Origin of the sequence: Pseudomonas sp. BJP69 (assembly GCF_007633355.1) — a bacterium.
Lineage (GTDB): Bacteria > Pseudomonadota > Gammaproteobacteria > Pseudomonadales > Pseudomonadaceae > Aquipseudomonas > Aquipseudomonas juntendi.
Map to the genome: position 1 here is coordinate 2,975,832 of NZ_CP041933.1, position 12,999 is coordinate 2,988,830.

Genomic DNA, 12,999 nt, shown 5'->3' on the forward strand with positions numbered 1-12,999 from the left:
CTGGCGCCTTGCTTTTGAGGCCGTACAGGCATAGCGTTCGGGTGTTTTCTTTTCGCGCCCAGGAGCAACACCATGTACACCGGCATCGTCCAGGCCGTCCGCCCACTGCTTGATGTGACCAGCTACCCGGGCCACAACCAGTTCACCATCGATCTCACCCCGGAACTGCTCGATGAGTTGAAGATCGGCGCCAGCGTTAGCGTCGAGGGCACGTGCTTGTCTGTCACCGAGATCGACGGCAGCCACGTCAGGTTCGATGCAATGACGGCCACCCTGGAACGCACCAACCTGCGCAATTTCAAGGCCGGCCAAGGGGTCAACATCGAGCGTTCGGCGAAGATGAACGCCGAAGTCGGCGGCCACCTCATGGCTGGCCACATTGCCACGACCGCAGAAATAGTCGAACTGTCGATCGAGCAGACCGGCGCCTTCATCCGTTTCCGCATGCCGCCGCCATGGGGCAAGTACGTGTTCCCGCGGGGCTTCATCGGGGTCAACGGCTGCAGCCTGACCGTGGCCGACGTGGAAGACAACCTGGTCACCATCAACCTGATCCCGGAAACCCTGCGCCAGACCACGTTCGCCAGCTACGCTGCCGGCGATTTGCTGAACATCGAGGTCGATCACCAGACCATGGTGCTGGTGGATGTGGTCGAGCGCACCATCAAAGGCACCCTGGCCCGCGAAAACCTGTTGCCCTGAGGCCTGCCCGTGCTACCCCATCCCCTTACTACCCGTACGGCCAGGCGCTTGCGCCTGCAGGTGCTGCGTGGCCGTGTCGGCCTTGGCCTGGTGGCCGGGCTGTCGGTGCTGGCAGGCATGACCGACGCCATTGGCCTGCTGGCCCTGGGCGACTTCGTATCGTTCATGAGCGGTAATACCACGCGCCTGGCGGTGGCGATCAGCCAGGCTGACCTGGCCCTGGTGCTGCGCCTGAGCGGCGCTTTGCTGGGCTTTGTCGCGGGTAACACATTGGGGGTAGTGCTGGCGCGCGGCTTCCGTCGCCGGGCCTGGCCCGTGCTGGTGGTCGTGGCGGCGTTGCTGGCCTGCGCTGCAGCGTGGCCACTGGCGGCCACCTTCCCGGCATTGCTGGCCGCGACCCTGGCCATGGGCATGATCAACGCAGTCGTCGAGCAAGTGAACGGCCTGCCAATCGGCCTGACCTACGTCACCGGTGCACTGTCACGCTTCGGCCGCGGCCTTGGGCGCTGGTTGCTGGGCGAGCGGCGCCACGGCTGGCGGGTGCAACTGGTGCCGTGGGCAGGGATGCTGCTGGGCGCCGCGCTGGGCGCCTGGCTGCAACACCACCTGGGCCTGCAGGCACTGGCCGGCAGTTGCGTGCTGGCGTGCCTGCTGGCCCTGGTGTCGCGGTTCATTCCCCGTGCCTGGCAGCGTGGCTACATGCCGCGCTGATCAATCGATGCGCGGGTGCTGCTGGACCAACAACTTGCGCTTGGCCTCGAGCTCGGCGATCTGCTCGTCGATGTCCTCGATCTTCTGCTCGATGTTGTCGTGGTGTTCCTGCAGCAGCTCGCGCGCCTCGTCGATGTCCGATGCCGCCGGTGCGGCACCGCGCAGCGGTTTATTGGCGGTTTCCTTCATGGTCAGGCCGGTCACCAGGCCCACCGCGGCGATCACCATCAGGTAGTAGGCGGGCATGTACAGGTTGCCGCTGCTTTCCACCAGCCAGGCGGCGATGGTGGGGGTCAGGCCGGCGATCAGCACGGAAATGTTGAAGGCACTGGCCAGTGCGCTGTAGCGGATGTGAGTGGGGAACATCGCCGGCAACGTCGACGCCATCACACCGATGAAGAAGTTCAGCAGCACGGCAATGATCAGCAGCCCCGAGAAGATCAACCCCAGCACACCGCTGTTGATCAGCATGAACGCCGGAATGGCCAGGGCGAACAGCCCGATACTGCCGACCACGATAAACGGGCGACGGCCGAACTTGTCGCTCAGCAGGCCGATAATGGGCTGCACGAACAGCATGCCGACCATGATCGCGATGATGATCAGTACGCCATGGTCCTCGCTGTAGTGCAGGTTGTGCGAGAGGTAGCTGGGCATGTAGGTCAACAGCATGTAGTAGGTGACGTTGGTGGCGATCACCACGCCAATGCAGGTCACCAGGCTACGCCAGTGCTTGGTCGCCACTTCCTTGAACGACACCTTGGGCCCCGACGCCAGGCCCTCGCGGTCACCCTGCTCCATCTTGTCGACGTGCTGCTGGAACGCGGGGGTTTCCTCCAGGGCGTTACGCAGGTAGAGGCCGATGATGCCCAGCGGCAATGCCAGGAAGAACGGCAGGCGCCAGCCCCACTCAAGGAACCTTTCTTCACCAAGCACCGTGGAAATCAGCACCACTACCCCGGCGCCCAGCACGAAGCCGGCGATCGAGCCGAAGTCCAGCCAGCTGCCAAGGAAGCCGCGCTTGCGGTCAGGCGCATACTCGGCCACGAAGATCGACGCGCCGGTGTACTCGCCGCCCACCGAGAAGCCCTGGGCCATTTTCGCCAGCAACAGCAGTATCGGCGCCCATATGCCGATACTGGCATAGGACGGTATCAAGCCAATGGCAAAGGTGCTGAGGGACATGATGACGATGGTGGCGGCAAGGATTTTCTGCCGGCCGAACTTGTCGCCGAGGGCGCCGAAGAACAGCCCGCCCAGGGGGCGAATGAGGAATGGCACCGAAAAGGTGGCCAACGCCGCGATCATTTGCACACTGGGGTCGGCGTTGGGGAAGAACACCTTGCCCAATGCATAGGCGACGAAGCCATAGACCCCGAAGTCGAACCACTCCATGGCGTTACCCAGTGCAGCGGCGGTGATCGCCTTCTTCATCTTGGCATCGTCGACGATCGTGATGTCCTTGAGGCCAATAGGTTTGACGCTTTTCCTGCGAGATTTCATGCCTGTATCCCTGTCGATCAATGCTCTATGGCATCTGATACAACGGGACACAAAATAATTCAGCGCTTAATGAATTTTTGTAGGGAATTGCGCTGGGGGCGGGTAAGCCCGCCCCCAGGCCAGGGGAGCTGCTTTGCTGCTCAAATGCCTTCGCGGGCCAGGTCCATGGCGAAGTAGGTCAGGATCAGGTCGGCACCGGCGCGCTTGATAGCGCCAATGCTTTCGCGCACCACGCGGCCTTCGTCGATGGCACCGGCAAGGCCACCGAACTTGATCATCGCGTACTCACCGCTGACCTGGTACGCCGCCAGCGGCAGGCGCGAGGCCGCACGAATGTCGGCGATCACGTCAAGGTAGGCACCGGCCGGCTTGACCATCAGCACGTCTGCACCTTCCTGCTCGTCAAGCAGCGATTCACGCACGGCCTCGCGGCGGTTCATCGGGTTCATCTGGTAGCTCTTGCGGTCACCTTTGAGCGCCGTGCCGCCTGCTTCGCGGAACGGGCCGTACAGCGACGAGGCGAACTTGGTCGAATAGGCCATGATCGCAGTGTCGTGGAAGCCTGCACCGTCCAGCGCGCTACGAATGGCCTGGACCTGGCCGTCCATCGCCGCCGAAGGTGCGATGAAGTCGGCACCGGCAGCGGCAGCGATCACCGCCTGCTTGCCCAGGTTGACCAAGGTGGCGTCGTTGTCCACGCCGTGGTCATGCAGTACGCCGCAGTGCCCGTGGCTGGTGTATTCGCAGAAACAGGTATCGGACATCACCACCATTTCCGGCACGGTGTCCTTGCAGATACGCGACATGCGCGCCACCAGGCCGTTTTCGTTCCAGGTGTCGCTGCCAACGGCATCCAGGTGGTGAGACACACCGAAGGTCATCACCGATTTGATACCGGCGCGGGCATAGCGCTCGATTTCCTGGGCCAGCCGCTTCTCAGGGATGCGGTTCACGCCGGGCATGCTGCTGATGGGCACGAAGTCGTCGATGCCTTCTTCCACGAAGATCGGCAGGATCAGGTCTTCAAGGCGGAATTCGGTTTCCTGGAATACGGTGCGCAGGGACTCGTTCTGGCGCAGGCGGCGAGGACGAACGGAGGGGAATTGGTTGGACATGACTGCTCCAGGGAATTTGAACGGCGTATACCTTATGCCTGTCAGGGGCCAGTGAAAAGGCCGGATGACGAGATATTGTCCTGCATCAAAGGTAATGGCCGCGCAGGGCACTGGCTGAGCCGGTGGCGCCCGCTTCGGTGGGGAACCTGCGAAGCGGGCTGCACCGGCAGCACATCATTGCAGCCAGGGCGGTGTCGGCTCCTCGGCCTTGGCCGGGCCGTTTTCCGCCTCGGCACGCGCTGCCCGGCGCCGGGCCTCGTCCAAGCGGGCGGCGTCGATTTCCCGCATTACCCCGCCAACGTCGGCCTCATGCTCGTCGTCCTGGAATACCCCGGTCAACACGGAATCGGGCAGCAACTTGCCAGCCTCGTACAACGCCCACATTTCCTGGGCATAGCGCGTGCTCTTCAGCTCTGGGGCAAAGCGCCCGAAGTAGTGGGCCATGTTGTCCACGTCACGCTGCAGCATGCTGAATGCGTGGTTGTTGGCGGCGGCGTCCACTGCCTGCGGCAGGTCGATGATCACCGGCCCGTCCGGGCCGAGCAGCACATTGAATTCGGACAGGTCGCCATGGACCAGCCCGGCACACAGCATCAGCACGATCTGGCGAATGACGAAGGCATGGAACACCCGCGCCTCCTCGGCCTCCAGGTGCACGTCGTTGAGCCGGGGTGCGGCATCGCCATCGGCGTCGGTCACCAGCTCCATCAGCAACACGCCGTCCTGGAAGTCATAGGGCTTGGGCACCCGGACCCCGGCGCCGGCCAGGCGGAACAGTGCCGCCACTTCGGCGTTCTGCCAGGCGTCCTCGGCCTCTTTGCGGCCGTACTTGCTGCCCTTGGCCATGGCCCGGGCCTGGCGGCTATTGCGCACCTTGCGGCCTTCCTGGTATTCAGCGGCCTGGCGGAAACTGCGCTTGTTGGCTTCTTTATAGACCTTGGCGCAGCGCACCTGGCTACCGCAACGCACCACGTACACGGCGGCTTCCTTGCCACTCATCAACGGCCGCAGTACTTCGTCGACGAGGCCGTCTTCGATCAGGGGTTCGATTCTTTTGGGTGTCTTCATCAGGCTGCGTTCGGGGTCCTGGCTGTGTTGACGGACATCCTCTCACAGCCTGCTGCGACATGCTCGTCTGTCTTCACAATGGGTGAAGCCAGGCGGGTTGTGGCAAGATGAATTTTTCTTAAATCGCCGGTTGTCTATTCTTTGGCACAATCGAGTCTCCATTAGATGCCCAGGAACCAGCATGCCTCGCGTACTGACCATCGAAGACGACGCCGTCACCGGCCAGGAAATCGTCGCCGAACTTACCAGCCATGGCCTTGAGGTGGAGTGGGCCGACAATGGTCGTGAAGGCCTGGCCAAGGCCATTGCCGGCGGTTACGACCTGATCACCCTGGACCGCATGCTGCCCGAGGTCGATGGCCTGACCATCGTCACGACCCTGCGCAACCTCAAGATCGCCACGCCGATCCTGATGATCAGCGCCCTCTCCGACGTCGATGAGCGGGTGCGCGGCCTGCGCGCCGGCGGTGACGACTACCTGACCAAGCCGTTCGCCTCCGACGAAATGGCCGCCCGGGTCGAAGTGCTGCTGCGCCGCAACAGCGTGCCGATGACCCAGACCCGCTTGCAGGTCGCCGACCTGCAACTGGACCTGATCAGCCACGAAGCGCGCCGCGGCGACAACACCCTCAACCTGCTGCCGACCGAGTACAAACTGCTGGAGTACCTGATGCGCCACAGCGGCCAGGTCATTACGCGGATGATGATTTTCGAGGAAGTGTGGGGCTACCACTTCGACCCGGGTACCAACCTGATCGACGTGCATATCGGCCGCCTGCGCAAGAAAATCGACTCACCCGGCCAGTCGCCGCTGATCCGTACGGTGCGGGGCTCCGGCTATGCCATTGCTGAACCCGTCTAAAGGCTGGAGTTCGTCCACCAGCCGCCTGCTGGCACTGTACAGTTTTCTGTTCGTAGCCTGGAGCAGCATCCTCATGGGGGTGCTGTACTTCGAGGTTTCCAGCTACCTGAACAAGCTCACCCGCCATTCCATGCTGCAGCGTCAGCACCTGTTCGCGCACATGAGCGGCAAGCAGCTGGACGACGCCCTGATTGCCAGCCAGGCTTTCGAGGAACGCAGCTTCGATGCCTATGGCCTGTTCGATGCACAACTCAACCCGCTGGGCGGCAGTGTTCGTGCCCTGCCCCCTGGGCTGCGGCTGGACGGCAAGATCCATGAGCTGAAGCGTTGCCTGGACGCCGATGATCCGCGCATGCCCCGCGACAGCTGCGATGCCGTGGCCATCAAGGTGCAGGATGGGCGCTGGCTGGTGCTGTTCCGCGATAACGGCTCATTGTTCGTCGTCACACGGATCATTCTCGATGCCCTGCTCTGGGGTATCTCCTTCACCCTGATCCCCGGCTTCGCCGGCTGGTACCTGCTGCGCCGCCGCCCCCTGAAACGCATCCGGGCCATTCAGGCCCAGGCCGAGCTGATTGTCGCCGGCGACCTCACGCACCGCCTACCGCTGTCGGCCCGGCGCGACGAACTGGACATGCTGGCCGCCATCGTCAATGCCATGCTTGACCGCATCGAGCGGCTGATGCACGAGGTCAAGGGCGTGTGCGACAACATTGCCCACGACCTGCGCACCCCACTGACCCGCCTGCGCGCCCAGCTGTACCGCATACGCCAGCAAAGCGACAACGATTCCGCGCAAGCCGAGGCACTGGACCAGGCCATCGGCGAAACCGACACCCTGATGGCGCGTTTTCGTGGGTTGTTGCGCATCAGCGAACTGGAAGACCGCCAACGCCGGGCCGGCTTCGTGCAGCTTGACCCGCATGATTTGCTGGTAGAGCTGCACGACTTCTACCTGCCGTTGGCCGAAGATGGCGGCATTCACCTGGAGCTGCACCAACCTGGGCACTTGCCGGCACTGCACGGCGACCGCGAGCTGTTGTTCGAGGCGCTGGCCAACCTGGTAGGTAACGCGATCAAGTTCACCCCGGAAGGTGGGCAGGTGCGCGTGGCCGCCACCCAGGACGACACCGGCGTGCATGTGGCCATCGAAGACAGCGGGCCGGGTATTCCGGCAGAAGAACGCACGGCGGTACTGAAGCGGTTCTACCGCAGTGATGAAGGCCACCGCCACGCCGGGTTCGGCCTGGGGCTATCAATCGTTGCGGCGATCGTCGACCTGCATGGGTTCGGCCTGGAAATTGGCGAGAGCCCTTTGGGTGGGGCCAAGCTGGTACTGCATTGCCCATTGGCCGGGCTGGCCAAATAACCATCGGGGCTGCTTTGCAGGCCATCGCGACACAAGGCCACGCTGTAGGAGCAACTGTCTTTCTCAAAAATGTGAAAAGCCTGCGCGATTCACCTGTGGGAGCGGGCAAGCCCGCGAAGCAGGCGACGCGGTCTCTGGCACCGGCTTTGCCGGTGTTCGCGGGCATGCCCGCTCCCACAGGGCCTGCGTTGGCTTGGAGTTGCCGCCGTACTTGCAGGAGCAACTGTCTTTCTCAAAATTTGAAAAGCCTGCGCGATTCACCTGTGGGAGCGGGCAAGCCCGCGAAGCAGGCGACGCGGTGCCTGGCACCGGCTGCGCCGGTGTTCGCGGGCATGCCCGCTCCCACAGGGGTCTGCGCTGGCTTGGAGTTGCCGCCGTACTTGCAGGAGCAACTGTCTTTCTCAAAATTTGAAAAGCCTGCGCGATTCACCTGTGGGAGCGGGCAAGCCCGCGAAGCAGGCGACGCGGGATCTGGCACCGGCTGCGCCGGTGTTCGCGGGCATGCCCGCCCCCACAGGGGTCTGCGCTGGCTTGGAGTTGCCGCCGTACTTGCAGGAGCAACTGTCTTTCTCAAAATTTGAAAAGCCTGCGCTATTCACCTGTGGGAGCGGGCAAGCCCGCGAAGCAGGCGACGCGGGATCTGGCACCGGCTGCGCCGGTGTTCGCGGGCATGCCCGCTCCCACAGGGCCTGCGCTGGCTTGGAGTTGCCGCCGTACTTGCAGGAGCAACTGTCTTTCTCAAAATTTGAAAAGCCTGCGCGATTCACCTGTGGGAGCGGGCAAGCCCGCGAAGCAGGCGACGCGGTGCCTGGCACCGGCTGCGCCGGTGTTCGCGGGCATGCCCGCTCCCACAGGGGTCTGCGCTGGCTTGGAGTTGCCGCCGTACTTGCAGGAGCAACTGTCTTTCTCCAAATTTGAAAAGCCGACGCAGTAACCTGTGGGAGCGGGCATGCCCGCGAACACCGGCGCAGCCGGTGCCATGCAGCGCGCTGGTTTCTTCGCGGGCACGCCCGCTCCCACAAGAACCGTGTAATCTTCGAGTCCTGCATTGCGGCCTTGTGTCGCGATGGGCCGCAAAGCGGCCCCAGTTGCACCGATCAGTCAGCCAGACGCCAGGTAGTGGCACCCTTGCTGTCTTCCAACACCACGCCCATGGCGGTCAGCTGGTCGCGAATGCGGTCGGACTCGGCCCAGTTCTTGTCTGCCCGCGCCTGCAGGCGCGCCTGGATCAAGCCCTCGACCTCGGCCGCATCGACCTTGCCTTCGGCGCCCGCGCGCAGGAAGTCATCGGCGTCCAGCTGCAGCACACCCAGCACATCACCCAGCTCCCGGAGGCGACCGGCCAGGCCGGCAGCAGCGTCTACATCGCTGTCGCGCAGGCGGTTGATCTCACGCACCAGGTCGAACAGCACAGCGCAGGCCTCGGGCGTGCCAAAGTCGTCATTCATCGCCACGCTGAAGCGCTCGACAAAGGCCTCGCCGCCCTTGGCTGACACGCGCGGCAGGCCGCGCAAGGCATGGTAGAAGCGCTCCAGAGCGCCCTTGGCGTCGCGCAAGCTGTCTTCCGAGTAGTTGATGGCACTGCGGTAGTGGCTGGCCACCAGCAGGTAGCGAACCACCTCCGGGTGGTACTTCTCGAGCACATCACGGATGGTGAAGAAGTTGTTCAACGACTTCGACATCTTCTCGCCATTGATACGGATCATGCCGCAGTGCATCCAGGCGTTGGCGTACTGCTTGCCGGTGGCCGCCTCGCTCTGGGCAATCTCGTTCTCGTGGTGCGGGAATTCCAGGTCGCTGCCGCCACCATGAATGTCGAAGCTCTCACCCAGGCAGCAGGTGGACATCACCGAGCACTCGATGTGCCAGCCCGGACGGCCCGGGCCCCATGGCGACTCCCAGCTTGGCTCGCCCGGCTTGACGCCCTTCCACAGCACGAAATCGAGCGGGTCTTGCTTGGCCTCGTCGACCTCGATGCGGGCGCCGATGCGCAGGTCTTCGATCTTCTTGCGCGACAGCTTGCCGTAGCCCACGAACTTGCCGACGCGGTAGTACACGTCGCCATTGCCCGGCGCGTAGGCATACCCCTTGTCGATCAGGGTCTGGATCATCGCGTGCATGCCGGCGATATGGTCGGTGGCACGCGGTTCCTGGTCTGGCGGCAGGATGTTCAGGCGGCGCTCGTCTTCGTGCATCGCGTCGATCATGCGCGCCGTGAGGGCGTCGAAGCTTTCGCCGTTCTCGTTGGCCCGGTTGATGATCTTGTCATCGATGTCGGTGATATTGCGCACGTAGGTCAGCTCGTAACCGCTCTTGCGCAGCCAGCGGGTGACCAGGTCGAACGCCACCATGCTGCGGCCGTGGCCCAGGTGGCAGTAGTCGTACACGGTCATGCCGCAAACGTACATGCGCACCTTGTTGCCATCCAACGGCTTGAAGGTTTCCTTGGCTTTGGTCAGGGTGTTGTAGATGGTTAGCACGGCGGTTCCTCAGCTGCCCCAGGAGTCACGCAGGGTGACGGTGCGGTTGAACACCGGACGGCCCGGCTGGCTGTCTTTCAGGTCGGCGCAGAAGTAGCCTTCGCGCTCGAACTGGAAGCGGTCCTCGGGCTGCGCCTGGGCCAACGACGGCTCGGCACGGCAACCGCTGAGCACTTGCAGCGAGTCGGGGTTGATGTTGTCGAGGAAGCTGCCGCCCTCTTCGGTCTTTTCCGGGTTGGCCGAGCGGAACAGGCGATCATACAGGCGCACTTCGCACTCGACGCTGCCTTCGGCCGGCACCCAGTGGATCACGCCTTTGACCTTGCGGCCTTCCGGGTTCTTGCCCAGGGTGTCCGGGTCGTACGAGCAATGCAGTTCGACGATGTTGCCGTCGGCGTCCTTGATGGCTTCGTCGGCACGGATCACGTAGCTTCCCCGCAGGCGCACCTCACCGGCTGGCTCGAGGCGCTTGTAGCCCTTGGGCGGAGTTTCCATGAAGTCGTCGCGGTCGATGTACAGCTCGCGGGAGAACGGCAGCACACGCACGCCCATGTCTTCCTTCGGGTGGCGTGGCAGCTCCAGTTGCTCGACCTGGCCCTGCGGGTAGTTGGTAATGACCACCTTCAGCGGGCGCAGCACGCACATGGCGCGCGGTGCGGTGCGGTCCAGGTCGTCACGGATGCTGAACTCGAGCATCGACATGTCGACCACGCCATCGGACCGGTTGGTGCCGATCATTTCGCAGAAGTTGCGGATCGAGGCCGGGGTGTAGCCACGGCGGCGGAAGCCGGACAAGGTCGACATGCGCGGGTCGTCCCAGGCGTCGACGTGCTTTTCGTCCACCAACTGCTTGAGCTTGCGCTTGGAGGTGATGGTGTAGTTGAGGTTCAGCCGGCTGAACTCGTACTGGCGCGGGTGTGCCGGCACGGGCAGGTTATCGAGGAACCAGTCGTACAGCGGGCGGTGGCCTTCGAATTCCAGGGTGCAAATCGAGTGGGTGATGCCCTCGATGGCGTCCGACTGGCCATGGGTGAAATCGTAGTTGGGGTAGATGCACCACTTGTCACCGGTCTGGTGGTGGTGGGCATGGCGGATGCGGTACAGGATCGGGTCGCGCAGGTTCATGTTCGGCGAGGCCATGTCGATCTTGGCCCGCAGCACGCGCTCGCCGTCCTGGAATTCACCGGCTTTCATACGGGCGAACAGGTCGAGGTTTTCTTCCACGCTGCGGTCGCGGAACGGGCTGTTCTTGCCTGGCTCCTTGAGGTTGCCGCGGTATTCCTTGGCCTGCTCGGGGGTGAGGTCGCAGACATAGGCCTTGCCCCGCTTGATCAGCTCGACCGCCCAGTCGTGCAACTGGTCGAAGTAGTCGGAGGCATAGCGCACATCACCGGCCCAGTCGAAACCCAGCCATTTCACGTCGCGCTGGATGGCGTCGATGTACTCCTGGTCTTCCTTGGCCGGGTTGGTGTCGTCGAAACGCAAGTGACAGGCGCCACCGAATTCCTTGGCCAGGCCAAAGTTGACGCAGATCGACTTGGCGTGACCGATGTGCAGGTAGCCATTGGGCTCCGGCGGGAAGCGGGTGACGATGCTGCTGTGCTTGCCCGAATCCAGGTCGGCCTGGATGATCGGCCGCAGGAAGTTCGCAGGGACAGCGGGGGCGCCTTTGGCAGCGGCGTTGGGCGCGTTGTCGGCAGTGGGCTTGCTCATAGGATCCTTGAATGCACGTGTCCGGCCTGGGTAGGCCGATTGAATCAAAGGGCCTATCATAGCCGAAGCAGTCAAGCTGCCGACAGTCGGGCCCGGATAAACTGGCGTGATTTATCACGGCTTTTTGCCGCGGCGTGGCAAAATGGCCAATGCGCGCCATGTGTCGCGAGCGCCTGAGCCTGCGTCAGGTGTAAGCACGCGCCCTGCGCGCCCTCATTCCCGTATGCCTTGAAAGAGCGAATTTCAGCATGTCCAAAGTCAAACTGAGCACCAACCACGGCGATATCGTCCTGCAACTGAACGCCGAAAAAGCTCCGCAAACTGTTGAGAACTTCGTTCAATACGTCAAAGACGGCCATTTCGACAACACCGTGTTCCACCGTGTGATCAAAGGTTTCATGATCCAGGGCGGTGGCTTCGAGCCTGGCATGAGCCAGAAGAAAACCCGCGCCAGCATCCAGAACGAAGCTGACAACGGCCTGAAGAACACCAAGTACAGCATCGCCATGGCCCGTACCATGGAGCCGCACTCTGCCTCGGCCCAGTTCTTCATCAACGCTGCCGACAACGACTTCCTCAACCACAGCGGCAAGAACGTGCAGGGCTGGGGCTACGCGGTGTTCGGTGAAGTGATCGAAGGCCGTGAAGTGGTCGATGCCATCGAGAAAGTCGCCACCGGTTCCAAAGCCGGCCACCAGGACGTGCCGAAAGACGACGTGGTCATCGAGAAAGCCGAGATCATTGAGTGATTCTGCTGATCTCTGATCTGCACCTGCAAGAAGAACGCCCGGACATTACCCGGGCGTTTCTTGATCTGCTCGATGGCCGCGCGCGCCACGCCCAGGCGCTGTACATTCTTGGCGATTTCTTCGAGGCCTGGGTAGGCGACGATGCCATGACGCCGTTCCAGCAGTCGATCTGCCGTGCCCTGCGGCAGCTGGGCGACAGCGGCACGGCCATCTACCTGATGCATGGCAACCGTGACTTCCTGCTTGGCCAGCGCTTCTGCGAGGCGGCCGGCTGCACGTTGCTCGACGACCCCTGCGTGATCGAGCTGGGCGGTGAGCAGGTATTGCTGATGCACGGCGACACCTTGTGCACCCGCGACGTGGGCTACATGAAAATGCGCCGCCTGCTGCGCAACCCACTGAGCCTGTGGGTTCTGCGCCACCTGCCGCTGTCGGCTCGCTACAGACTGGCACGCAAGCTGCGCAGCGAAAGCCGCACCCAGGGGCGGATGAAATCCACTGAAATCGTCGACGTCACGCCAGAGGAAGTGCCCAAGGTAATGGCGGCGCATGGCGTGCGTACCCTGGTGCATGGCCATACCCATCGGCCAGCGATTCACAAGCTGGTCGTGGACGGCCAACCGGCCCGGCGCATCGTGCTGGGCGACTGGGACCGCCGGGGCTGGGCCTTGCAGGTTGACGAGCAAGGGTTTCAGCTGGCGCCGTTCGACTTTTCCTGAAGGCAACG

At 63.1% G+C, this 12,999-nt stretch carries 11 protein-coding genes; 6 read left to right on the forward strand and 5 right to left on the reverse strand.

The genetic code is table 11. The annotated features are described in order from the left end of the window. Window positions 1–72 precede the first annotated feature (72 nt). A complete protein-coding gene (locus tag FPB55_RS13775; RefSeq protein ID WP_009682149.1) occupies window positions 73–702 on the forward strand; it encodes a riboflavin synthase in 630 nt (209 codons plus the stop codon). 9 nt (window positions 703–711) lie between these two features. Next, the gene (locus FPB55_RS13780) at window positions 712–1,413 is read left to right on the forward strand and encodes a YoaK family protein (RefSeq protein WP_033690228.1); all 702 of its coding nucleotides are present in this window, start codon (window positions 712–714) and stop codon (window positions 1,411–1,413) included. Here FPB55_RS13780 and proP read toward each other — a convergent pair whose 3' ends face one another. The 3 genes from proP to FPB55_RS13795 all read right to left on the reverse strand — a co-directional run bounded on the left by proP (window position 1,414) and on the right by FPB55_RS13795 (window position 5,099). Beyond that, entirely contained in the window at window positions 1,414–2,916 is a 1,503-nt protein-coding gene (gene proP, locus FPB55_RS13785) for a glycine betaine/L-proline transporter ProP (RefSeq protein WP_009682151.1), read from the reverse strand. 140 nt (window positions 2,917–3,056) lie between these two features. Beyond that, on the reverse strand, window positions 3,057–4,031 hold the full coding sequence (gene hemB / locus FPB55_RS13790) for a porphobilinogen synthase (RefSeq protein WP_029887703.1): 975 nt from the start codon (window positions 4,029–4,031) through the stop codon (window positions 3,057–3,059). Window positions 4,032–4,205: 174 nt separating this feature from the next. Then, on the reverse strand, window positions 4,206–5,099 hold the full coding sequence (locus tag FPB55_RS13795) for a PA4780 family RIO1-like protein kinase (RefSeq protein ID WP_054881106.1): 894 nt from the start codon (window positions 5,097–5,099) through the stop codon (window positions 4,206–4,208). A gap of 181 nt (window positions 5,100–5,280) precedes the next feature. On the opposite strand from FPB55_RS13795, the gene FPB55_RS13800 reads away from it, so the two are divergent. After that, window positions 5,281–5,961, forward strand: a complete 681-nt coding sequence (locus FPB55_RS13800; RefSeq protein WP_047149773.1) for a response regulator transcription factor — start codon at window positions 5,281–5,283, stop codon at window positions 5,959–5,961. Continuing rightward, window positions 5,939–7,330, forward strand: coding sequence for a HAMP domain-containing sensor histidine kinase (locus FPB55_RS13805; RefSeq protein ID WP_144188437.1), 1,392 nt, complete (start codon window positions 5,939–5,941; stop codon window positions 7,328–7,330). Before FPB55_RS13800 ends, FPB55_RS13805 begins: the two co-directional genes overlap by 23 nt. 1,097 nt (window positions 7,331–8,427) lie before the next feature. Here FPB55_RS13805 and cysS read toward each other — a convergent pair. Continuing rightward, the gene (cysS, locus tag FPB55_RS13815; protein WP_144188439.1) at window positions 8,428–9,810 is read right to left on the reverse strand and encodes a cysteine--tRNA ligase; all 1,383 of its coding nucleotides are present in this window, start codon (window positions 9,808–9,810) and stop codon (window positions 8,428–8,430) included. Between the two features lie 9 nt (window positions 9,811–9,819). Next, entirely contained in the window at window positions 9,820–11,523 is a 1,704-nt protein-coding gene (locus tag FPB55_RS13820) for a glutamine--tRNA ligase/YqeY domain fusion protein (protein ID WP_009682158.1), read from the reverse strand. A gap of 248 nt (window positions 11,524–11,771) precedes the next feature. Between FPB55_RS13820 and FPB55_RS13825 the strand changes: the two genes are divergently transcribed. Then, window positions 11,772–12,272, forward strand: coding sequence for a peptidylprolyl isomerase (locus FPB55_RS13825; RefSeq protein ID WP_009682159.1), 501 nt, complete (start codon window positions 11,772–11,774; stop codon window positions 12,270–12,272). Beyond that, window positions 12,269–12,991: a UDP-2,3-diacylglucosamine diphosphatase gene (locus FPB55_RS13830; protein WP_125854312.1), complete on the forward strand. Its 723-nt coding sequence runs from the start codon at window positions 12,269–12,271 to the stop codon at window positions 12,989–12,991. The genes FPB55_RS13825 and FPB55_RS13830 overlap by 4 nt, the downstream gene beginning before the upstream one ends. Window positions 12,992–12,999 lie beyond the last annotated feature (8 nt).